This window comes from Mucilaginibacter sp. A5337, from assembly GCF_059690695.1.
In genome coordinates this window covers 422,058-443,585 of record NZ_JCAWEC010000003.1, presented here as the reverse complement: position 1 = coordinate 443,585, position 21,528 = coordinate 422,058, and the positions used below count along the sequence as shown (strand labels likewise).

General features: G+C 41.6%; 23 protein-coding genes. 7 read left to right on the top strand and 16 right to left on the bottom strand.

Features of this window, described 5'->3' with window-relative positions; translation table 11 throughout:
• Positions 1-377 precede the first annotated feature (377 nt).
• The 9 genes from murI to AC59JO_RS11775 form a co-directional block, all read right to left on the bottom strand.
• Positions 378-1,223 (bottom strand): glutamate racemase, encoded by an 846-nt coding sequence (gene murI, locus AC59JO_RS11815; protein WP_497305492.1) that lies wholly within the window; start codon positions 1,221-1,223, stop codon positions 378-380.
• 66 nt (positions 1,224-1,289) lie between these two features.
• Positions 1,290-1,802 carry an OmpH/Skp family outer membrane protein gene (locus AC59JO_RS11810; RefSeq protein WP_413666393.1) on the bottom strand — a complete coding sequence of 171 codons (513 nt, stop codon included), beginning with the start codon at positions 1,800-1,802 and terminating at the stop codon, positions 1,290-1,292.
• Positions 1,803-2,027: 225 nt separating this feature from the next.
• Positions 2,028-2,540: an OmpH/Skp family outer membrane protein gene (locus AC59JO_RS11805; protein WP_413666392.1), complete on the bottom strand. Its 513-nt coding sequence runs from the start codon at positions 2,538-2,540 to the stop codon at positions 2,028-2,030.
• Positions 2,541-2,588: 48 nt separating this feature from the next.
• On the bottom strand, positions 2,589-3,119 hold the full coding sequence (locus AC59JO_RS11800; protein ID WP_497305490.1) for an OmpH/Skp family outer membrane protein: 531 nt from the start codon (positions 3,117-3,119) through the stop codon (positions 2,589-2,591).
• A 16-nt stretch (positions 3,120-3,135) separates the two neighbouring features.
• Positions 3,136-5,688 (bottom strand): outer membrane protein assembly factor BamA, encoded by a 2,553-nt coding sequence (bamA, locus tag AC59JO_RS11795; protein ID WP_413666391.1) that lies wholly within the window; start codon positions 5,686-5,688, stop codon positions 3,136-3,138.
• A gap of 63 nt (positions 5,689-5,751) precedes the next feature.
• Complete coding sequence (uppS, locus tag AC59JO_RS11790; protein WP_413666390.1) at positions 5,752-6,492, bottom strand: undecaprenyl pyrophosphate synthase; 741 nt, start codon at positions 6,490-6,492, stop codon at positions 5,752-5,754.
• A gap of 371 nt (positions 6,493-6,863) precedes the next feature.
• Positions 6,864-7,391 carry an ExbD/TolR family protein gene (locus tag AC59JO_RS11785; protein ID WP_413666389.1) on the bottom strand — a complete coding sequence of 176 codons (528 nt, stop codon included), beginning with the start codon at positions 7,389-7,391 and terminating at the stop codon, positions 6,864-6,866.
• Positions 7,392-7,565: 174 nt separating this feature from the next.
• Positions 7,566-8,351, bottom strand: coding sequence for a type IX secretion system protein PorG (gene porG, locus AC59JO_RS11780; protein WP_413666388.1), 786 nt, complete (start codon positions 8,349-8,351; stop codon positions 7,566-7,568).
• 9 nt (positions 8,352-8,360) lie between these two features.
• Entirely contained in the window at positions 8,361-9,242 is an 882-nt protein-coding gene (locus AC59JO_RS11775) for an NAD kinase (protein ID WP_413666387.1), read from the bottom strand.
• Between the two features lie 274 nt (positions 9,243-9,516).
• Between AC59JO_RS11775 and AC59JO_RS11770 the strand changes: the two genes are divergently transcribed.
• Entirely contained in the window at positions 9,517-10,179 is a 663-nt protein-coding gene (locus tag AC59JO_RS11770; protein WP_497305486.1) for a response regulator transcription factor, read from the top strand.
• A gap of 110 nt (positions 10,180-10,289) precedes the next feature.
• Here the strand turns inward: AC59JO_RS11770 and AC59JO_RS11765 are convergent, their stop codons facing one another.
• The 6 genes from AC59JO_RS11765 to ubiE form a co-directional block, all read right to left on the bottom strand.
• The gene (locus AC59JO_RS11765) at positions 10,290-10,952 is read right to left on the bottom strand and encodes a CBS domain-containing protein (protein WP_497305484.1); all 663 of its coding nucleotides are present in this window, start codon (positions 10,950-10,952) and stop codon (positions 10,290-10,292) included.
• On the bottom strand, positions 10,953-11,726 hold the full coding sequence (locus tag AC59JO_RS11760; protein ID WP_413666384.1) for an alpha/beta fold hydrolase: 774 nt from the start codon (positions 11,724-11,726) through the stop codon (positions 10,953-10,955).
• A gap of 219 nt (positions 11,727-11,945) precedes the next feature.
• On the bottom strand, positions 11,946-12,395 hold the full coding sequence (locus tag AC59JO_RS11755; protein ID WP_497305482.1) for a GatB/YqeY domain-containing protein: 450 nt from the start codon (positions 12,393-12,395) through the stop codon (positions 11,946-11,948).
• Between the two features lie 144 nt (positions 12,396-12,539).
• Positions 12,540-13,298, bottom strand: coding sequence for an SDR family oxidoreductase (locus AC59JO_RS11750; protein WP_497305480.1), 759 nt, complete (start codon positions 13,296-13,298; stop codon positions 12,540-12,542).
• A 282-nt stretch (positions 13,299-13,580) separates the two neighbouring features.
• Positions 13,581-14,315 carry a type IX secretion/gliding motility protein PorT/SprT gene (gene porT, locus AC59JO_RS11745; RefSeq protein WP_497305478.1) on the bottom strand — a complete coding sequence of 245 codons (735 nt, stop codon included), beginning with the start codon at positions 14,313-14,315 and terminating at the stop codon, positions 13,581-13,583.
• On the bottom strand, positions 14,312-15,043 hold the full coding sequence (ubiE, locus tag AC59JO_RS11740) for a bifunctional demethylmenaquinone methyltransferase/2-methoxy-6-polyprenyl-1,4-benzoquinol methylase UbiE (protein WP_208864852.1): 732 nt from the start codon (positions 15,041-15,043) through the stop codon (positions 14,312-14,314). The genes porT and ubiE overlap by 4 nt, the downstream gene beginning before the upstream one ends.
• Before the next feature lie 157 nt (positions 15,044-15,200).
• Here ubiE and AC59JO_RS11735 point away from each other — a divergent pair, with 157 nt between their 5' ends.
• The gene (locus tag AC59JO_RS11735) at positions 15,201-16,571 is read left to right on the top strand and encodes a Gfo/Idh/MocA family protein (RefSeq protein ID WP_413666380.1); all 1,371 of its coding nucleotides are present in this window, start codon (positions 15,201-15,203) and stop codon (positions 16,569-16,571) included.
• Between the two features lie 18 nt (positions 16,572-16,589).
• Positions 16,590-17,327: a 3-keto-disaccharide hydrolase gene (locus AC59JO_RS11730; RefSeq protein WP_413666379.1), complete on the top strand. Its 738-nt coding sequence runs from the start codon at positions 16,590-16,592 to the stop codon at positions 17,325-17,327.
• 221 nt (positions 17,328-17,548) lie between these two features.
• Here the strand turns inward: AC59JO_RS11730 and AC59JO_RS11725 are convergent, their stop codons facing one another.
• Positions 17,549-18,037, bottom strand: coding sequence for a VOC family protein (locus tag AC59JO_RS11725; protein WP_413666378.1), 489 nt, complete (start codon positions 18,035-18,037; stop codon positions 17,549-17,551).
• Between the two features lie 148 nt (positions 18,038-18,185).
• Between AC59JO_RS11725 and yihA the strand changes: the two genes are divergently transcribed.
• From yihA to AC59JO_RS11705, 4 genes are all read left to right on the top strand, one after another.
• Positions 18,186-18,809: a ribosome biogenesis GTP-binding protein YihA/YsxC gene (gene yihA, locus AC59JO_RS11720; protein ID WP_497305474.1), complete on the top strand. Its 624-nt coding sequence runs from the start codon at positions 18,186-18,188 to the stop codon at positions 18,807-18,809.
• A gap of 13 nt (positions 18,810-18,822) precedes the next feature.
• On the top strand, positions 18,823-19,677 hold the full coding sequence (locus tag AC59JO_RS11715) for a UbiA-like polyprenyltransferase (RefSeq protein ID WP_497305472.1): 855 nt from the start codon (positions 18,823-18,825) through the stop codon (positions 19,675-19,677).
• The gene (locus AC59JO_RS11710) at positions 19,665-20,270 is read left to right on the top strand and encodes a Crp/Fnr family transcriptional regulator (RefSeq protein WP_497305470.1); all 606 of its coding nucleotides are present in this window, start codon (positions 19,665-19,667) and stop codon (positions 20,268-20,270) included. Before AC59JO_RS11715 ends, AC59JO_RS11710 begins: the two co-directional genes overlap by 13 nt.
• Positions 20,271-20,558: 288 nt before the next feature.
• Positions 20,559-21,479, top strand: coding sequence for an NAD-dependent epimerase/dehydratase family protein (locus AC59JO_RS11705; protein ID WP_497305468.1), 921 nt, complete (start codon positions 20,559-20,561; stop codon positions 21,477-21,479).
• The last annotated feature ends 49 nt before the right edge of the window (positions 21,480-21,528 follow it).

Below are 21,528 nucleotides of genomic sequence, written 5' to 3'. Positions count from 1 at the left end.
GATTGAAAGACACAAGTCAACCTCCCTTTAGCCCAGCCCACAAGACTTGCGCCAGGAAAAGGAGGAACGAAGCAATCCCCAAATTACAGAGCGGCTATGCAAATTCACCCTGTACAGTTCGCGATTGCTTCGTTCCTTATACTGACATGATCGTTGTAAGTTATTGATTATTAGATATATTTTCAAAATCAATTTTATAACATGGGCGTTGCCTGCGGCCCGTGCTATACGCTCATACAGCACAGGCATTAGCCACAAGGCCGGTATCCGCTCCTATCACTAACGCGCCCCCCCGCACACCATCGCTAAAATATACGCTATACGTCATCACGTTTTTTTCAGGCCGCCTGATGGCTACTCGCAATGACGACTTGGAACTAACACTTCACCAAATCATTGGCTGATATGAATGTTGATTTTACCGGGGCCGAGAAAAACAAGGATGCATGATGATCAAAATCGGCAGTGTCATCGGTTGTGGTATAAAACTTATTTTCGCCGTTGCGGCTTATCTTTTGTTCAATTTCGGGGTGGCGGTTTAAATAATCAACCAGGCTTTTGGCTACGATATCGCCCTGCCCTACTACATTAATGCCTTCGGGCAAGTGTGCTTTTATTTTTTCCTGGATGATGGGATAATGCGTACAGGCTAACAATATGGTATCAATATTGGGCGACTGCGCCATGATCTGGTCAAGGTACAATTGTACAAAGAAATCAGCACCGGGCTTATCGTATTCGCCGTTTTCAATTAATGGGACCCAAAGCGGGCAGGCTTGCTGATATACTTTAATATCAGGGAAGAAATTATTGATCTCCAAAAGGTATGATCCCGATTGTACTGTTCCCTTTGTACCAAGCACTCCAATTTCTTTGGTCTTGGTATAATTGCCAATGATCTCAGCCGTTGGGCGAATTACACCTAATACCCTTTTGGTAGGATCAGCTATATTTTTAAGGTCCTGTTGCTGGATAGTGCGCAGGGCTTTGGCCGATGCCGTATTGCACGCCAGGATCACCAGCGGGCAACCCTGATCAAACATCCATTGCACGCACTCCCAGGTATACTGGTGTATGGTACTGAATGAGCGGTTGCCGTAAGGTGCACGGGCGTTATCGCCCATATAAATATAATCATAGTCGGGCAGTTGCTCAATGATAGAACGAAACACGGTTAGCCCGCCAAAGCCCGAATCAAAAATACCAATGGGTTGATTTGACATATACAAACATAAAAAAAGCGTCCCGTATATACGGAACGCCTTTATATAATTTACTTAAAGGTGATTTTATTTTAAACCTAATTTCAATTTTACAGCAGCCATCAAATCGTCGCCGGCAGGAGATACGATCATGCTAACCTGTGATGAATCCAGTACGTAAGCGTAGCCTTTTTCCTTAGCTACTGCCTGTACAGCAGCCGATACTTTATCAATAATTGGTTTGCCCAATTCTTGTTTTTTAGCATCAACCTGTTGCTGAGCGTTATTTTGATAATCGTTCATGCGTTTTTGGATATCCTGCAATTCAGAAGTTTTTGCCTGACGTACCGCATCTGTCATTGTAGATGCATTTTTATCCAAATCAGCACCTTTAGTTTGCAATTCATTGTTCATAGTAGTTAACTGATCAATGAAAGTTTTTTGATAGGCCTGTAATGTTGTTGAAACAGTTTTAGTTTCAGGCATCTGATCAATAACCTGGCTAAAATTAACATAACCTATTTTTGTTTGCGCTTTAGCGAAACTACCCACGAACAACATACCTGCTGCAACTAAGGCGACTTTAAATAGTTTTTTCATTTTGTTTTGTGTCCTGCGTTTAATAATGGATAATAATTATCTGTTTTGTTTGTGTAACGTGTATCGTCAAATTACTTTATGAACTCCTCCGGCAATAGTCCGCAATGAACAGGAACATCGGTGGCTATCTTTTTCCGGCTAAAATAACATTAGGTAATTTGCCTGGTAAACATAAAAAAAGCGTCCCGTTTTATCAGGGCGCTTTTTCTATGTTCTTTTTTATTCTTATTTCAAACCTAATTTCAATTTCACTGCAGCCATCAGGTCATCAGCATCTGGTGATACCAATAAGGTGATCTGTGATGAATCTAATACGTAAGCATAGCCTTTTTCTTTAGCCACAGCCTGTACAGCCTGGGTAGCTTTATCGATAAGTGGTTTACCTAATTCCTGCCTTTTAGCATCAACTTGTTGCTGGGCATTATTTTGGTAATCATTCATACGTTTTTGAATATCCTGCAATTCGCTTTCTTTAACGGCACGTACAGCATCAGTCATGGTTGCCCTTTTTGATTGGTAGTCCTGACCTTTGGTTTGATACTCATTGTTCATAGTGGTCAATTGATCAATGAATGTTTTTTGGTAAGCCTGGATAGACGCTGTCACAGTTTTGGTTTCGGGCATCAAATCAATCAGCTGATTGAAGTTAATGTGGCCGATTTTAGTCTGAGCATTTGCAAAGCTGCCCGCAAATAATAAACCTACTGCAACCAAGGCAACTTTAAATAGTTTTTTCATTTTCCTTTTTCTGTGTTTAAATAATAGTTCGATTTATTTTAATTCAAATTATTTAGCAAATACCCCGGGTTTTAGTCCTAACCTTGTTATTACATCCGCACTTTTGTCATATCGCGGACTGGCATATAACATGATTACCTCGCTGTTTTTATCAAAAATCATATCCAGGTTATCGCCCTCGGCTACTGCTTGTACAGCTTTAGACACCCTATCCTGAATTGGTTTAATCAGCGCTGTGCTTCTTTGCGAAAGCTCACCATCCGGACCAAACTTCTGGCGTTGAAAATCTTTCGCCGCCTTTTCTTTTTCTACAATTTCGGCCTCCCGGCGTTTTTTCATGTCAGGGGTCATCAACACCTGGTCGGCCTGATAGGCTTTGTACAGACGGTCAATTTCCTGAAAACGGCCATCAACCTCTTTTTGCCACTGATCAGATAACGCAGCCAGCTGCTTTTGCGATGAAGCGTACTCAGGCATGTGCTTTAATATATACTCCGAATCAACATAAGCAAAACGTTGTGCATAAGCACTTGCAAAAGCAGTTAACGTTAAAAAGGCTACTAAAATTATCTTCTTCATATATTCGGTACGCAAATTAATTAAATCCGCCGGATAAACTCTGAGAAATTGTAAAATGGAACTGACCTTTATTTGCATCCGGTTGTCCCGGTATTTTATCAAAGCCATAACCATAATCTAACCCAAGTAAGCCAAATATAGGTAAAAATATCCTTGCGCCCACACCCACCGAACGTCTTACGTTAAACGGATTGAACTGGCTAAACTGGTTCCATGCATTACCACCTTCAGCAAAAGCTAACAAGAAGATTGTTGCCGACTGACTTGCAATAATCGGGTGACGAAGCTCCAGTGTGTATTTATTGTAGATTGCACTACCGGTATTGGTGTTCTGGTTTTCGTTTGAACCTTCCGGTACAATTGAGAAGTTTTGATAACCACGTAAACCGATGATCTCACTACCCTGTAAAAACTGGTAGCTCTGCATACCATCACCACCCAATTTAAAACGTTCAAATGGTGATGGGCCCACTTCGTGGTTGTACTGACCAAGGAAACCAAACCTTACCTGCGACATCAATACAAATTTACCTACCAGTTTCGAGAACCATTGTGCATCATATTTAAATTTATAATACTCAACAAAATGGTAACGCTGCTCAGGAGTTGCAATTTTATAGTTGATGTCATTAAATAATGAGTAAGGCGGCGTAGCCTGGATAGTAAGCTTGATATTTGAACCCTGTGTTGGGAAAATAGGCGCATCTATCGAGTTACGGGTCAATTCCTGGGTTAACTTGATGTTATAAGAGGTACCATTGGTAAACAGGTAGCCCGTATAGTTATCAAGACTATAGTGGTCAAAGTTAAGCGAGTAGTTTAACTGGAAATAGTTATCAGGCCATTTTAAGCGTTTACCCAAAGTAACACCCACACCGTTAATACGCAGGTTGTTGTAGTAAGGGCTTGATTTTGGATAGTACTGACCGGTTGAACTTCCCTGTGTATAGGCTGATAACGCAAAGTAGATTGGCTTTTTACCACCTAACCATGGCTCAGAGAAAGTGAATGAGAAGTTTTGATAAGTACGACCGCTTGATTGCCCCCTTAAGCTCAGTTTCTGGCCATCGCCTTTTGGCAGCGGCTTGTAAGCTTTAAGGTGGAAGATATTACGGATAGAGAAGTTATTAAAGGTTAAGCCCAAGGTACCTACCAGCTGGCCACCACCAAAACCACCCGAAAGTTCGATCTGGTCTGAAGGTTTTTCAACTACGTTGTAAACCAAATCAACAGTACCATCCTGCGGATTGATGTTGGTTGGTTTAGGTTCGGTTTTTTGCTCATCAAAGTTACCTAACTGACCAATTTCACGCGCACTGCGGATCAGCAATTCTTTATTGAATTTTTGACCCGGTTTGGTCTGGATCTCACGCATTACCACTTTATCGTTGGTAACATCGTTACCTTTTAACATAACGCGGTTAATGGTGTACTGAGGGCCTTCATAAATCCTTACGTCAACATCTACAGTGTCATTATATACCCTTGTTTGTACCGGATCGGCATTGAAGGTTAAATAACCGTCATTAAGATATAAAGACGAAACGTCGTCATTGCCCGGAGTTGGACCGCTTAAACGCTTGTTCAGTTCGTCTTCGCTAAACACATCGCCTTTTTTAACGTGAAGGATCCTGTTTAACAGATCGCTTGTATACTTGGCATTACCCGAAAACTTAACATTACCAAAGTAATATTTAGGGCCTTCGTATACTTTAAGTTTTACGTTTACGGTTTCATCGTCATGCTTCCAAACAGAATCACTCAGAATTTCGGCATCACGGTAACCCCTGGCCTGCATTTTTTCAACCAGGTTTTGTTTATCCTCTTCGTATTTATCCTGCTTAAATTTCTTTGAACCAAACAGGTTATACCATTTACGTTTACGGGTTTTACTTAAAAATCCGCGCAGCGTACCTGTTTTAAATGCCTTGTTGCCTTCAAAAATAACATCGTTAATTTTAACCTTGGTCTTTTTATCAATAGCAACATCTAATATAACGCTGTTAACATCGCCCTGATCTTTACGCTGGGTAATGGTAACAGTGGTGTTTAAGAAACCTTTTTCGTTAAAATGCTTTTTAATGATAGCCGTAGTTGTGCTGATAAGGTTTTCGTTTACGATTTTACCCACACGGTCGTTCAGTTTCTTTTGAACATCTTCAATCTCACCTTTGCGGATGCCTGTTAAATGCATGCGTGATAAACGCGGGCGCTCCAACACAGCAATCTCCAGGTAAATAGTATCCATGTTAATTTTGGTGATGTTTAACTGAACATCATCAAATAAGCCTTGTTGATATAAGGTTTTAATTACCTCGGCATTACGCTCGCCCGGCAGGTTGATACGATCGCCTTTGGTTAATTTAGATAACTGGATAAGGATGTCTTTATCAAGATATTTTGCGCCACTAACAGAAATGCCACCTATAATATAATCTTTAGGATTAAGATAACTTAAACTATCAGCCGGTATCGATTTTGTAAGCGTAGGCCTCGGCCCATTGGATATCTGGGCGAAAGCCGTAGTAGCCAAAACCGAGAAAAGAATAGCAAAAAGAAATTTATACATTCGAATATTTTAGTGGGCTAAAAATAATTTATACAGTTGTTAAAATTTGTTAAAAGTAAAAATTTAGTTCACCTGCTCGCTTGTTAAGCCAAAACGGCGTTCACGTTTCTGGAAATCAATCACTGCTTCATACAGGTCTTCCTTCCTGAAATCGGGCCATAATTTGGCTGTAAAATACAACTCAGCGTAAGCAATTTGCCATAATAAATAATTACTTATACGGTATTCACCACTGGTTCGGATCAGCAGTTCGGGGTTTGGCATATCGCCGGTAAAAAGATTTTGCTCAAAAACCTCTTCATTAATATCATTTACATCCAATTCGCCGTTTTTTACTTTTATGGCGATATTTTTTGCAGCGCTCACAATTTCCCTGCGCGAACTATAGCTCAAAGCCAGCGTAAGCACCACCCCGGTATTACCAGCCGTTGTTCCGATAGCGTTGTTAAGTTCACGAAGACATTTTTCGGGAAGCATGTCCAGATCACCGATGGCATTTAGCTTGATGTTATTTTTCATAAAGCCCGGAACTTCTTTGTGAATGGTAGTTACCATCAGCTCCATGATAGCCATAACCTCCAGCTTGGGGCGGTTCCAGTTTTCGGACGAGAATGTATATAGGGTGATATATTTAATACCTAATTTATCGGCACCTTCAACAACGTCCCTAACAGATGTTACACCATTGTGATGGCCAAATATCCGTAATTTACCTTTGCCTTTTGCCCAACGCCCATTACCATCCATGATGATAGCCACGTGCTGCGGTAGTCTCGACAAATCAATCTGATCCAAATAATCCATATTACTACTTATCAAAAGCCACCCTGTACAAACACACTTGTGTAAAATTTTTCATCAATACTATGGTATGCTATATTCGGTTGTTAGACTAATCAATTATTAATTACCCGCATCTGCCATTTTCACCACGCAAATTGACGGATTTTTCAGGGTACAAAGGTAAAACTTACTTTGTATTTTTTTAGTATCCTGCACTAAAAGAAAATGTTATTGCGAATAATATATTAAAACTGCCTAAACAGCTATCAAAACCATGGTTTTTCATAATATTTAGTTTAAAATAAAAATCCGGCAGCCATTATCTGCCTGATAATGAAAACTGCCGGCCCTGAAAAACCGCCTATAAATTTGCTTACAATGGCGTTACATTTTTATATCCCTTTTTGATTAAGCGCATTAACATCCTCGGGCCTAATATCAACAATGGCATATTGCTGAATACCGGTAATGGCTAGCTCATCAAGCGTACTCACCAAATTGCTGTATTGTGATTTATCACTGGGCTTTACCAGTACGATCATGCTTTTGCCTGTTTTATCATGTACCTTTTTATTGGTTTCCATTATAGCCTTGCGGATACCATTGGCACTGAAGTCGGTAACAGAGGGCGCTATCATAGGTTTCTTTAACTCGCCCAGGAAATACATAGCTTTATTATCTTTTCCTAAAACAACAGTTAGTGTACGACTGGCCGGAACTGGCAGCCCAGTATCAACATTGGTTTTATCAGGCATGGTCAGATCCATCGCCTTGGGTTTAGCCAATGTGGTTGTCATAATAAAAAAGGTAATAAGCAGGAATGCCAGATCGACCATTGCAGTAAGATCAACGCGGGCATTTATTTTTTTACGTTTGTACTTTCCGCCACCATTTTGGGAAGATGAATTTAATTCGGCCATGACTTTAAAGATTTAAGGTTAATAATTAATTTCAATATTAAATTAGCAGAAACAATAAACAAACAGAATTAAATATTGAATTTGTAATTTATAACGAATTAAATATTGATATATTGTCTAAAAAGACGTAGTAATTCCGCGCACTTTTTTTCCAGTGCTTGTGGCAATCATTAATTAGAAGTAGCAGTTTGCCGTTACGAAAGTAAACGAGATGGTAAAATTGAGGAAGAAATAGGTGTCATGCGACTTAAAATCGCCTCGTTGTGAACCGGCAGTTCCGGTAAAAACACCTGTCTTTTCGCCAGACCGGTCAGAAAGTAAGGCAGAGATCTGGGACATTTTACTTTTATCGGGATATACACCGCTTACATCGTCAAGGTAATCTGTAAAAGTGTAGCGATAGCCCATATCAGCCATAACTGTAAACTTACCCGATAAATTATATTTAATACCTAAACCGTAAGGAATTACAACCGTGTTATTCCCATACGGCTTAAGTTGCCCTTCAGTTCTCAGAGTCCTCAGGCTAACTTCATTTCCATGGAAATCCTGTGCCCGCGGCGCATAGGAAGAAATGCCAATACCTGTAAATATGTAAGGTGTATATTTATTCCGCCCGGCGTCGGGAATATAATTCATGAAATTAAACTCGCCGGTTAAACTTACCTCGCGTAACTGATCTTTAAAATTAAGGTTACGGTCGCGAAATTGCGGATATCCCGAACGGCTGTCATAAGCTGCGATATTACCAACCCCAACATTTAGCTTAGCCGAAAAATAACCGTCGAAATTTCTTTTGCCGAATATGCCTGCCGAAACACCACTTACTTTTACCGGGTTATTTGGATTTAGGTCGCCTATATAACCAGCACCTCCTATCGATCCGCCTATTTCCCAGGTTTGAGCCTGCAGCTGATAAGTTAAAAACAAGAATATCGTAAAAAGTAGATATTTAGGCATTAATCAAATTTAGTAATTACGGGCATCAAGGCCCCAAAGTAATTTATTTCTTAACGTAGTTAAATAACTTTCATTACTAAGGCGGATTAAATTTAATTGAAAATCGGCTTTTTGCACATGAAACTTAACTGTTTGATCTAAAACCTCTGTTCTCGAATCGCACGAGATGATATAATTAGCGCTGCGGCTTTCAACCTCAAAACAAAGTTTGCTAGTATCGGGGATCACTATAGGCCTCACATTAAGGTTATGGGGCGACACCGGCGTTACCACTATGCTATTTGATTGCGGAAAAATAATAGGGCCTCCGCAACTTAACGAATAAGCTGTTGAACCTGTAGAAGTTGAGATGATAATACCATCGCCCCAATATGAATTTAAAAACTCATCGTTTAAAAAAACATGGGTTATGATCATGGCTGCATCATCGCGCTTATGGATAGTTATATCATTAAGGGCGAAATTATTATTGCCAAAAACATTAGGGTTTGAGTCCACAGTAAGCAATTCGCGGCAATCGCAGGTAAACTGCCTGTTCACCACCGCGTGAATAGCTGCGGTAATATCACTTTTGTTAACACTGGCCAAAAAGCCCAGTCGGCCAAAGTTGATACCTATAACAGGGATGCCCGAATCGCGGATCACCGTAACCATATCAAGCAGGGTTCCGTCGCCGCCAAGCGTAATAAAAATATCAATAAAACCCTTTAAAGTTTCGGCCGGGCGCAATACCTTATATTGCACTGTTGTTAGCTTATCCTGTAAATATTCGTGGAGTTGCTGGTGTACATAAATATCAACACCATGCTGCGCAAGGCTATCAAAAACCTGTTGTATAAAAGGTAAAACAGATGGCTCATTAAATGGCCTGCCGTAAACTGCTATCTTCATTTTTTAAAAAGGCGAATATCGAACTTTGAAAGTACATTAATGCAGCACAGCATAAATAATTAATACCGGCATAAACTATATAACACAATTCGCTCCCGTTTTGTCCATTATACAATATACATCTCTATAATGATAAACCACGCACTATTGTTTGCCAATATTTCCCGGCAGGGCCTATTTAATTGCCTTAACAGATAAATAACTTCAAAGTAAAATAATTAAGTTTAACTATTTTGGCCTACCTTACATATATTAAACAACGGTTATTTTATTGATGGATCAAACTTTTACTCAAAAACTATCCAACATTCAGTTAATTGCCAACGAGCTGCCTTCTGCATTAATAATTCATGAGGTTGAAACGCTGCAGATAATATACATGAACAGTGTAGGCCTCAACATACTGGGCACCACACTTGATGAACTACAGGCCATGGGCCCGGAAACCTATCACGCAAAATATTTTAACAGCGAAGATAGCGATGAGTATGTGCCCAAAATTCTGCACCTTATAAAAAGCCGTACCCAGGACCAAGTATCCTACTTTCAGCAGGCGCGTTCTTCAAAGCATCTTGAGTGGCAGCTTTTTGTTAGTACAACTAAGGTTTTTGCCCGTAACGAAGCCGGTGATGCTACGCACATTTTAACTTTAGCCAGTATGCTTGACCCCGTTCATCATATCACCACTAAAGTTAACCGGCTTATGGACGATATTTCGTTCTTGCGGCAAAACAACCTGTTGTTTTTAACCCTTACCAGGCGCGAGAAAGAAGTGTTAAAATATATTGCGATGGGCATGAGCTCGGCCGAGATAGGTACTAAACTTTTCATCGCCCCGGCCACGGCTGAAACACATCGTAAAAACATTAAGAATAAACTACGGTTAAAAAACCATTACGATGCCGTTAGGTTTGCGCAAGCCTATAATTTGGTCTGAAGTTTTAAGTCGGAAGTCTTTAGTTCTGAGTCGGTAGTCGGTAGTTTAAATTGTGGAAAAGCGATAAATACCCGACTTAAGACTCATGACTCAAAACTTCGGGGTTAAGACTACAAATTAAGGTAATTCATGAGCGAATCATACCTGTCGCGGGCGGTATCATTTATATCGGTATGATTGAAGGTGGCTTTGATATCATATTCGTACCGGAGGAAACTGGCAGTTATAGCCGAAATATCCTGTTTGTTGATTTTAAGCGTAACCTCCATCCGGGTTGAATCCGGGAAAGATTGAACATAAGAACTCAGAATCTGTGCATTATCTGATTCTACTATCTGCGCCATATGTGCCAGCGAATTATTCTTATTGCTGATCTCCAGTACAATAATGCCTCCCGGTTGTGATACCGAAGTTATTTGGGCAAAATATTCTGTAATGGCGTTAATAGATATCAGCCCAAGATAATTTTTTTTAGCATCAAGCACCGGCACAACGGTGAGCTGCTGCTCATAAAACAAGCGGATCACATCATAAATATGCTGATCTTCCAGCACATATGGGTTAACTAATGAAAGTGCCAGCGCACCTATAGGCGTTTGATAATCACTTTCACCAATCAGGTCATCCTCAGCAAGCAGCCCTAAAAACTGCTCTTCGTTTACAATAGGCAAATGCCTGAGGCGAAACTCAACCATACGGTCAAGCACTTTCTGAATGGTATCAGAGGTGTGTACCGGTGGTATCGAATCAGCTATCAGGTCAAGTGCTATCATTTATGCATTTACTTTGGTCTCTAATTTAGTTAAAAACTGTTTAAGTAAAACATTAAATTCTTCAGGGTGCTCCATCATTGGTGCGTGGCCACATTTATCAATCCAGTGCAATTCAGAATCGGGAAGCAGCTCATGAAATTCCACAGCTACCTCGGGCGGCGTAATCTTATCGTTACGGCCCCAGATCAAAGATACCGGAATAGTGATCTTATGCAGATCTTTTTTCATATTGTGCCTGATGGCCGATTTTGCCATTGCCAGTAAACGGATAACCTTGTGCCTGTCATTAATGGTCTGGAAAACATCCTGCACCAGGTCATCGGTTGCTATAGCCGGATCATAAAAAGTGAACTGCACTTTTTCACGTACAAAATCTATGCTTTCCCTGCGTGGGAATGACCCACCAAATGCATTTTCATACAAGCCCGAACTGCCCGTTAAAACCAGCGCCTTTATATTTTCGGGATGTGTGGTTAAATATACCAATGCCACATGCCCGCCAAGCGAGTTACCCAGCAAAGTAATGTTACTTAGCTTCTTAAATTTTATAAACTTATGTACAAATTTCGACAAACTTTTTACCCCGGTACTGATCAGCGGCATGTCATAAACAGGCAGCATGGGGATAATAACCCTGTACTTTGATTTAAACTCATTAATAACACCATCCCAATTGCTCAACGCCCCCATTAAACCATGCAGCAGTAACAGCACCTCTCCTTCGCCCTCATCGATGTAACTAAAACCGTGTTCCTCTTTAAGCACGAACTCCATATAAAATATTAAAAATTAATTTGTCAAAATTAGCTTATACCGAAACCGCTTTCAGTATAAATTCCTGTTATTCCGCTGTAAAATTAGTTTATTACGAACGACATTTAGCAAGTATAGTAATTATTTATCAATGTAGTAATGTTAAGCTTTTATTAAATAGCTTAACATTAATTCAACATTACTGTTTAAAAAGCTCAGTGATAATTAAATGCCAAAAGCCTATCCCAACAGCTGTTTAACTACCTCTGATATTGTTTTACCATCGGCCTTGCCGGCAAGTTCTTTACTGGCCATCCCCATTACGCGGCCCATATCTTTTACCGATGTAGCACCTATCCTGCCAATGAGTTCTTCCAGGTAACCTTCAATTTCAAACTTGCTCATTTGCTGCGGAAGGTATTCTTCAATAACCAGCATTTCGCCTATTTCAATCTGGTAAAGATCCTCGCGGTTTTGTTCTTTATAAATATCAGCCGACTCCTTGCGCTGTTTTACCAGCTTTTGCAATACTTTGATCTCTGCATCTTCGGTCAATTCATCAGCCGCACCTTTTTCGGTTTTGGCCAACAGTAATGCCGATTTGATGGCACGCAATCCCTGTAAACGATCTGCCTGCTTGGCAAGCATGGCCAGTTTAATGTCCTGGTCTATTTGTGTAATTAATGACATATCCTTAATTAGTGTTTTAAATGTGCAAATTTCAGATGTGCAAATGTGCAGATTATTAAAGTCCGCATTTTCAAATCTTCAAATTGACAAGTTATCAAATTAAAATCTGTACATCTGAAATTTGCACATCTGCATATCTAAAAATTATCCCCTGAATATAGTTCCCGCATTTGCCTGTGCCGTTGGCATGATCAATATATCGTTGATATTAACATGCGCCGGGCGCGAAGCAATAAACCAAATGGTTTCGGCCACATCTTCGGCTGCTAATGGTTCAAAGCCTTCATACACCTTTTTGGCCCTTTCCTTGTCACCTTTAAAGCGCACTTCCGAAAACTCAGTTTCAACAGCACCAGGGTGTATGGCAGTCACTTTGATGCCATGAGGCAGCAGGTCAATTCTCATCCCTTTATTTAAAGCATCAACAGCGTGCTTGGTAGCGCAATATACGTTTCCGTTGGCATAAACTTCTTTACCCGCAATTGAACCTAAGTTTATAATATGGCCTTTGCCATTTTCAATCATCCAGTTTGATACAACGCGGCTTACATACAACAGGCCTTTAACATTAGTATCAATCATCGTTTCCCAGTCGTCGATATTGCCTTTTTGAATTGGATCAAGTCCCTGGCTTAAGCCCGCGTTGTTTACCAGCACTGTTACTTTTTTCCATTTGGCCGGCAACGCCTCAAGGTTACTGATGGTATCCTCCCGGTTACGAACATCAAATGATGAAATCGCGACCTCTACATTATATTTATCATTCAGGTGTTTGGCAAGTTTCTCAAGCCGCTCCAACCGCCGGCCGGTTAATACCAGGTCATATCCCTCACGGGCAAAAACGTGCGCACATGCCTCGCCGATGCCGGCGGTAGCTCCTGTAATTAAGGCTATTTTACTCATAGGTTTGATAACTATAAACAGCGAAATTATGTTTTTTAGTTTGAAATTTTGTCGATTGTGGGTAAGGATGTTTTTGAAGATGGGTTTTACTCACCCCGACATCGCTACGCTGATTGGGCGAGTCAATTATGCGCCATACAATAGCAATGTGGCTTTATCACCATTTGCGTTAAAAACGCAAACCCATTTTAAGCACTCATTATAAATGAGCGAAAGAAAGTAAAAAAACTTTGCGTCTTAGCGCCTTTGCGAGAAAACAATCAGCAACGAATAGTTAAGCCCCTACTCAAAAATCAAACTAAACATAATGGTATGCAATCCCAACCTGCTAAGCGCCGCCGAATAAGGATTATTTTCGCGCATCAGCACGTTACCTAATGAGTTGGAAATTTTGATCTCGGGCGAGAGCTTAAAGAACTCGAAATAGATATCACAGCCCACACCTGCCTCATACGAAGCAAAACCTCCTACGTTTTTCACCAGTTTTTCGGAAAGATCAAGATTAGCATCCGAGTTTTTTTTGGAGCCTATGGCCTGGGTATATTTCAAACCACCTACAACGTAAGCCCTGAAATCGCCCAGCCTGTCTGATTTTAATTTTAATTGCAGCGGAATGTCTACGGATGTGGTTTGTACCTTTTTGTCCACGTCTTCCGATGGATCAACATAAGAGTAATGCAGAGCCCTGTCGGCGAATATCAGCGATGGCGTGGTACGCACCTCCAAATGTTCAGTTATCCTGTAGCGGGTTAAAAAACCCACACCGAAACCCGATGTGCTTTTTGAACTGATGCTGTTAAGCGGACCTTTAACCTGCACACCATTCTCGTCCAAAAAGGGGTCACGGAAATTAGGTTGATTGATAATCTTAAAATCGGTGCTTACATAAGTAAAGCTAAAACCAAAACTCAGGTCCTGCTGATCGGCACCGCCACCCCATGCAGGCACGCGTTGAGCAAACAATAAATTGCTGCTAAAAATAAGTACAACTACAAGCAGGTAACGGTTTATAATCATTTAATACCGGTGTATATTGAACAGATACCAAACGTTAAAGGCCGGCATTTGGTATTTTTAAATCCCACTTTATCCATTAAAGCCACAAAAGTTTGCCCGTCGGGAAAAGCAGCAACCGACTCGGGCAAATAACTGTAAGCCCTCGCATCCTTGCTAAACAGCTTACCAATGCCCGGCGTAATATAGCTGAAATAAAAATTGTACAGCTGTTTTATCGGAAATGCTTTAGGCTTTGAAAACTCAAGCACCACCACTTTGCCACCCGGCTTAAGCACGCGGTTAATATCTGCAAGGCCTTTTTCCAGGTTTTCAAAGTTACGAACGCCGTAAGCAACCGTAACTGCATCAAACTCTGCCCCTTCAAAAGGCAGTTTCTCCGAGTCGCCCAGTTTTACGCCAAATTTATCGCCTAAACCACGCTTGGCTATTTTTTGCTCCGCGATATCAAGCATCCCTCTTGAAATATCAACACCGATAATTTTTTCAGGTTTCAGGATAGATAATGCTTCAAAGGCGAAATCGCCGGTACCGGTAGCAACGTCCAGGATCAGCTTTGGTTTGTCGTTCTTTAATTCGTTGATGGCTTTTTTACGCCAGATGATATCAATACCAAGCGACATGAAGTGGTTCAGGAAATCATATGTTTTTGAGATGTTATTGAACATATCTGCCACCTGCTCTTTTTTGGTAGCCTGCTCGTCATGGTACGGTGTTATGGTTTTGCTCATCGCGGGCAAAGATAGTGATTGTATATTTCAATGAGTTGTTGCACCGATATTAAGTTACCCTAATTATGTAAATGTTAAGTCAATTCACTATTTTTAAAAACCAATTACAGCCGGTACATCCCGGCAAATCACATTTAAAATTTGTTTCCTTATCCTTATGAAAGACGAACAAGAATCCTCGCGCCGTAGTTTCATTAAAAAACTAACCACAGCAACCGCGGCCGTAGCTGCCGGATCGGGCCTCCTGACCAACCAAAGCCAGGCCAAAACTTTTTCTATTCAGAAACGCCTCATCGGCAACAGTCCTAACGACCAGGTAAACATCGCCCTCATCGGTGCCGGTGGTATGGGCACCCAGGACACTATTACCGCCCTGCAGGTGCCTGGTGTAAAACTGGTAGCCGTTTGCGATTTGTACGATGGCCGACTGAAAGATGCCAAAACCCGCTGGGGGGCCGACATTTTTACTACCCGGGTTTACAAAGAGATCCTGAACCGTAAAGATGTTGATGCCGTGATCATTGCCACGCCTGATCACTGGCACCAGCAAATTTCTGTTGACGCCATGCACGCCGGTAAACACGTGTATTGCGAAAAACCAATGGTACACGCCATTACCGAGGGCCCCGCTGTGATTAAAGCTCAAAAGGAAACCGGGATGATTTTCCAGGTGGGCAGCCAGGGGGTATCATCATTAGGTAACGAAAAAGCACACGAACTGTTGAAAAGCGGAGCCATTGGGGAATTAAATTATGCCGAGGGTTTCTGGGCACGGCGGGCACCGCTCGAGGTTTGGCAATATCCTATTCCTGAAGATGCATCGCCACAAACTGTTGATTGGGAAACCTATATCAGCAACACTAAAAAACGTCCGTTTGATGAAAAGCGTTTTTTCCGCTGGAGAAACTATACAGATTATGGTACCGGCATGGCGGGCGACCTGTTTGTTCACTTGTTTTCAAGCCTGCATTTTATAACTGATTCCGTAGGGCCTAATAAAATTTACGCATCAGGCGGTTTACGCTTCTGGAACGACGGCCGCGAAGTACCCGATGTACTTTTAGGTACTTTTGATTATGGCAAAACACAGGCACATCCGGCCTTTAACCTTTCGTTACGTTGCAACTTTGTAGATGGCACCAGCGGTACTACCTATCTTAAACTGGTAGGCAGCGAAGGCTCGATGGATATAACCTGGGACAAGGTAACCTTAAAACGCAACAAGGTTTTAGCATCCGATGATCCGTTTTATTTGGATAAGCTTAAAAAAGCAGGAAGCGGCTACGCTGAACGTAAAAAAATGCTGCCTCCTGAAGAAATTGTTTACGATGCAGAGAAAGGATACCTCGGCGGCCCATATGACCACATGAACAATTTCTTTACAGCCATCCGTAGCAAAGGCAAGGTAACTGAGGATGCGATATTCGGCTATCGCGCGGCTGCGCCTGCCCTGCTATGTAATGACAGTTATTACAACAACAGCCCGATGTTCTGGGACCCTGAAAAAATGCAGCTTATTAAAAAATAACATAGCAAATACCTTATTATGAAACAACAATTTAAAAAACTTGGTTTGATACTGGCCGCAGCCGGTTTAGTTTGTGTGCAAACGTCGGGGATCCCGGTTCATCACCCTAAACCTGCTAAACAGGCTACCCCTGCAAAAGGTGGCTGGGTAAACCTTTTTGATGGCAAAACATTAAAAGGCTGGCATGGCTTCAACAAAAAAGGACCGGTAAAAAACTGGACAATTATTGATGGTTCGCTTGTTTGCCTCGGTGCAGCACAGGGTGACACCGGTGGTGACATTGTAACTGATAAAACCTATACCAATTTTGAGCTTTCCTGGGAGTGGAAGATAGATAAAGGCAGTAACAGTGGCGTGATGTACCATGTAGTTGAAGATCCCAAATACCACGCGAGCTATGAAACGGGGCCCGAATATCAGATCATTGACGACGCGGGTTGGCCCGATAAACTGGAGGATTGGCAAAAAACCGGTTGTGATTATGCTATGCACCTGCCAAACGCTTCAAAAAAAGTAGCTCCCGTTGGCACCTGGAACACCAGCAAAATCGTTTTCAATAACGGCCATGTTGAACATTGGCTCAACGGCAAAAAGATAATTGCTTTTGAAGCCTGGACCGATGATTGGAAAAAGAAAAAGGCCGAAGGCAAATGGAAAGATTATCCAGACTATGGCACCGCTAAAACAGGCTTAATTGCTTTGCAGGATCATGGGCACAAGGCTTATTTCAGGAGTATTAAAATAAAGGAATTGTAAAGTATTACAACATTTTGCTTCGTACCTGCGTTTAACAGTTTTATATTTATAAAAAACTCATTGCGAGGTACGAAGCAATCCTTAACAGCAGGCAACCATGCAATATCGCCGGCAGGGGATTGCTTCGCCGTTCCACCTCCCAATGACCGGGAAAGAAAAAATCTTTTGATCCCCCGTTGAATATATAACCCGCAATGAGTTTTTTTGTTTGCTAAAACCTGTTAATTAGCGAGTTGCAGTAAATTTTCTATATCTAACCGCCGGGTAAACATGGTCAAATTGCCTTCATGATCAACAGGCCATTGCTCTTTCGGCCTATCCCAATAAAGTTCAACGCCGTTTTGGTCAGGGTCGTTCAAATAAATAGCTTCAGATACCCCATGATCGGATGCGCCGGAGATTTGATAGCGGGCGTCAATTAATCTTTTTAGTATGATAGCAAGGTCTTTCCTTTCAGGATATAAAATTGCAGTATGATATAATCCTGGGGCATATTCAGGAGCCGGCGAAGCGCCTTTGCTATGCCAGGTGTTTAAACCTATATGATGATGGTAACCACCGGCCGAAATAAATGCAGCCTGATCGCCATACATTACCATTCTTTCAAAGCCCAGTAAACCGCAATAAAAATCAAGGGATTTCTGCAGGTCGCTTACCTTTAAATGTACGTGACCAATGCGGGTTTGGACGGGTATTTTATAATCGTTCATTATATTATATGTTTAAACATCAAATTTAATTATTATTGCATTACTTTTTGTTTTCCTATTGTAAAACAAGCTTCTAAATAAGTGCGGTAATTTTATACAGAAACGCCATCACAATGAACGCATGAAGTAAAAATACTACCTTTGCAAAATGATCGTAAAATCGGCCGAATTTATTTGCAGCAACAGCCAGGTAAGCAAGTTACCGCCCCCCGTAAAGGCAGAGTATGCTTTCATCGGGCGCTCAAATGTGGGCAAATCATCCCTTATCAATACCTTAACCGGTAAAAAAGGACTTGCCAAAACATCGCAAACTCCCGGTAAAACACAGTTGATCAATCATTTTCTGATCAACGAAAGCTGGTACATTGTGGATTTACCCGGTTATGGCTATGCCCGCGCATCCAAAACCGAAAAAGCCAAATGGGACAAATTTATCCATACTTACCTGGATAAGCGCGAGAGCCTGCAATGCGTAATGGTACTGATAGACAGTCGCCTTGAGCCGCAAAAAATCGATCTTGAGTTTTGTAACTGGCTTGGCGAAAAAGGGCTGTCATTTGTGCTGGTTTTTACCAAGGCCGATAAACAATCGAGCGTTAAAACCGATCAAAGTATTGCCAAATTCAAAAAAGCCCTGTTAGCTACATTTGATGAAGCACCACAGTTTTTCATCACATCATCAGAAACACAGCTGGGCCGTGAAGAGATCCTTGAATTTATTGATGTAGTAAATCAGAATTTTGAAGTGCCGTTGTTTAACCCTCCGGCCTGAGTACAATAAAACCATGAAAAAATACTTATCCTTAGTAACCTTCGCCCATACCATTTTCGCCATGCCGTTTGCATTTATCGGCTTCTTTTTGGCGGTAACTACAACCCAGTATCATTTCGACTGGCTGAAGCTGGTTTTGATGGTATTATGTATGGTTTTCGCCCGTAACTCAGCTATGGCATTTAACCGCTACCTGGACAGGGATATCGACATTCAAAATCCACGCACCAAACAGCGTGATATTCCGGCAGGGAGGATCAGTCCGCGGGCTGCTTTAACTTTTGTTATTATCAACTGCCTGCTGTTTATTACGGCAACATGGTTCATCAACAGGCTTTGCTTTTTCCTGTCGCCGGTAGCATTATTTGTGGTGATGGGTTATAGCGCAACCAAACGTTTCACGGCACTTTGCCACCTGGTGCTGGGATTGGGTTTATCTCTTGCCCCTATCGGTGCTTACCTGGTGGTTACCGGGCAGTTTGCAATTACGCCTATATTCTTTTCTCTATCCGTGTTATGCTGGGTAAGTGGTTTTGATATTATCTATGCCCTGCAAGACGAAGATTTCGACCGCAGTCAAAACCTGCATTCAATCCCGGCGTATCTGGGTAAGGTAAATGCTTTAAGGTTGTCTACCTTTTTACATGTGCTTTCGGCAATATTTATTATGATGCCGGCTATTGAAACCCACGTAGGCTTCCTGTATTATATCGGTATCGCGTTCTTCTGCGCCATGCTGATTTACCAGCACCTGCTTGTAAAACCAAACGACCTGAGCCGCGTTAATTTCGCTTTCATGACAACCAACGGTATTGCCAGTGTGGTATTTGCTGTATTGTTCTTGCTCGACAGGATATGGATCCACTAAGCGCCCTCCAAAAGTTTCGGGAATATTTTGAACGATATGTTCCGCTTACTGAAGAAGAGTGGCAGGCTTTGTCGCAATACTTAACTGTAGATACCTTAAAAAAGAAAAGGCTTTACGTAGAGGCCGGCAAAGTGTGCGATCATATCGGCCTGGTAGTAAAAGGAGCTGTACGCTACTACCATGTTAAGGACGGCGAGGAAATAACAGGCTATTTTAGCTTCGAGGATGAAATGCTGAGTTCATACAAAAGCTTTTTGACCCGTACCCCGGCCGCAAACTATATCCAGGCGTTGGAAGATTCGGTGATAGTGAATCTGAGCCATAAAGGGTTACAACAAGCCTGCATGAATGAATTGCTTGGCTTTAAAATGGAACGCTTTGGCAGGTTAACAGCCGAGCATTACCTTATCTGCTACGAAGAACGCATTACCGCTTTCATCACTCAATCGCCCGAAGAGCGTTACAGCGATCTTTTACAAACAGGCGGCGAAGCCCTTTATCGCATTCCTCAACATTATATTGCCAATTACTTAGGCATTACCCCCGTTTCGCTTTCGCGGATCAGGCGAAGGATCATGAAGATAAGCGCCTGATAAGGAGGTGAAAGGTAAAAGGCGAAAGGATAAAGGTTTTCGAGGAGAGCTGAAAGCCGAAGGCTTAAAGCAGAAAGCCAAATAAAAATTCAAAATCTACTAAATCCGAAATCGAACTTCCGAAATCCCAAATCAGAATAAATCCGAAATCGAGCATCCAATTCCAAAATCCAACTAAATCCGAAATCGAACATCCGAAATCCCAAATCTCCCTAATTCCTTATCTTTTGTTAACGTTTTGATTTACACAGGCCGCCTACCTTTGTGATACACAAAACGAAAAAGATCATGCATACTATATTAGGAGCCGGCGGTCCGGTAGCGAACGCCCTCACCAAAGAGTTAATCAATCATAACGAAACTATCCGTTTAGTTAGCCGCAAACCGGTCAACACCAATAATAACCCAAAAGTAACCTGGCAAAAAGCCGATCTGCTCAACTATGATGAAGTGCTGTCGGCAGCAAAAGGATCAACAGTGATTTACCTTGTTGCAGGCCTGGTTTACGACAAGGACATCTGGCGGGCGCAGTGGCCGGTGATCATGCAAAATGTGATCAACGTTACCAAAGCCACAGGAGCCCGTTTAATATTTTTTGATAACGTGTATGTGTACGGCCTGGTTGATGGGGCCATGACCGAAGATACACCTTACAAACCCAGCAGCGTTAAAGGCGAGATCCGTGCCGGCATTGCTAATATGCTGATGGACGAAGTTAAAGCCGGAAACATCAACGCAACCATTGCCCGCGCACCTGATTTTTATGGTGCTGTAATCAACAGCTTTATTGATATGATGGTACTGAGCAATTACGCCAAAAAACAAAATGCGCAATGGATAGGCGATCCTAATTGTAAACACAATTTTATTTATGTGCCCGATGCAGGTAAAGCCATGTTCATGCTTGGTCAGGATCCCGATAGCGGCAACCAGATCTGGCACCTTCCTACTCCGCCGGCCATTACCGGTAAACAGCTTTTAGATATTGCCGCCAGGGTTTACAAAGTTAAGCCAAAATATACACGCGTTAATAAAGTAATGCTGTGGATGTTTGGTTTGTTTAAAAAAGTGGTAATGGGTACGGTAGAAATGTATTACCAGTATGATCACGATTATATTTTCGATAGCAGCAAGTTTGAAAAAGCATTCAATTTTAAACCAACAAGCTACGAGGATGGTATAACCGAAATAACGAAGAATACTTTATAAGGGTTGAGTATGAAGTTGTACGGAACTGTTTAAAAACAAAAAACGTCAT

What these genes read in the sequence shown, in the direction of transcription:
- ubiE (WP_208864852.1), bottom strand. Translation starts at nt 15,043, where the DNA reads ATGAGCAAAACCATAACACCGTACCATGACGAGCAGGCTACCAAAAAA.
- AC59JO_RS11775 (WP_413666387.1), bottom strand. Translation starts at nt 9,242, where the DNA reads ATGAAGATAGCAGTTTACGGCAGGCCATTTAATGAGCCATCTGTTTTA.
- murI (WP_497305492.1), bottom strand. Translation starts at nt 1,223, where the DNA reads ATGTCAAATCAACCCATTGGTATTTTTGATTCGGGCTTTGGCGGGCTA.
- AC59JO_RS11755 (WP_497305482.1), bottom strand. Translation starts at nt 12,395, where the DNA reads ATGTCATTAATTACACAAATAGACCAGGACATTAAACTGGCCATGCTT.
- AC59JO_RS11810 (WP_413666393.1), bottom strand. Translation starts at nt 1,802, where the DNA reads ATGAAAAAACTATTTAAAGTCGCCTTAGTTGCAGCAGGTATGTTGTTC.
- AC59JO_RS11760 (WP_413666384.1), bottom strand. Translation starts at nt 11,726, where the DNA reads ATGGAGTTCGTGCTTAAAGAGGAACACGGTTTTAGTTACATCGATGAG.
- AC59JO_RS11735 (WP_413666380.1), top strand. Translation starts at nt 15,201, where the DNA reads ATGAAAGACGAACAAGAATCCTCGCGCCGTAGTTTCATTAAAAAACTA.
- AC59JO_RS11785 (WP_413666389.1), bottom strand. Translation starts at nt 7,391, where the DNA reads ATGGCCGAATTAAATTCATCTTCCCAAAATGGTGGCGGAAAGTACAAA.
- uppS (WP_413666390.1), bottom strand. Translation starts at nt 6,492, where the DNA reads ATGGATTATTTGGATCAGATTGATTTGTCGAGACTACCGCAGCACGTG.
- AC59JO_RS11750 (WP_497305480.1), bottom strand. Translation starts at nt 13,298, where the DNA reads ATGAGTAAAATAGCCTTAATTACAGGAGCTACCGCCGGCATCGGCGAG.
- bamA (WP_413666391.1), bottom strand. Translation starts at nt 5,688, where the DNA reads ATGTATAAATTTCTTTTTGCTATTCTTTTCTCGGTTTTGGCTACTACG.
- AC59JO_RS11770 (WP_497305486.1), top strand. Translation starts at nt 9,517, where the DNA reads ATGGATCAAACTTTTACTCAAAAACTATCCAACATTCAGTTAATTGCC.
- AC59JO_RS11715 (WP_497305472.1), top strand. Translation starts at nt 18,823, where the DNA reads ATGAAAAAATACTTATCCTTAGTAACCTTCGCCCATACCATTTTCGCC.
- yihA (WP_497305474.1), top strand. Translation starts at nt 18,186, where the DNA reads ATGATCGTAAAATCGGCCGAATTTATTTGCAGCAACAGCCAGGTAAGC.
- AC59JO_RS11765 (WP_497305484.1), bottom strand. Translation starts at nt 10,952, where the DNA reads ATGATAGCACTTGACCTGATAGCTGATTCGATACCACCGGTACACACC.
- AC59JO_RS11805 (WP_413666392.1), bottom strand. Translation starts at nt 2,540, where the DNA reads ATGAAAAAACTATTTAAAGTTGCCTTGGTTGCAGTAGGTTTATTATTT.
- AC59JO_RS11725 (WP_413666378.1), bottom strand. Translation starts at nt 18,037, where the DNA reads ATGAACGATTATAAAATACCCGTCCAAACCCGCATTGGTCACGTACAT.
- AC59JO_RS11800 (WP_497305490.1), bottom strand. Translation starts at nt 3,119, where the DNA reads ATGAAGAAGATAATTTTAGTAGCCTTTTTAACGTTAACTGCTTTTGCA.
- AC59JO_RS11705 (WP_497305468.1), top strand. Translation starts at nt 20,559, where the DNA reads ATGCATACTATATTAGGAGCCGGCGGTCCGGTAGCGAACGCCCTCACC.
- porG (WP_413666388.1), bottom strand. Translation starts at nt 8,351, where the DNA reads ATGCCTAAATATCTACTTTTTACGATATTCTTGTTTTTAACTTATCAG.
- porT (WP_497305478.1), bottom strand. Translation starts at nt 14,315, where the DNA reads ATGATTATAAACCGTTACCTGCTTGTAGTTGTACTTATTTTTAGCAGC.
- AC59JO_RS11710 (WP_497305470.1), top strand. Translation starts at nt 19,665, where the DNA reads ATGGATCCACTAAGCGCCCTCCAAAAGTTTCGGGAATATTTTGAACGA.
- AC59JO_RS11730 (WP_413666379.1), top strand. Translation starts at nt 16,590, where the DNA reads ATGAAACAACAATTTAAAAAACTTGGTTTGATACTGGCCGCAGCCGGT.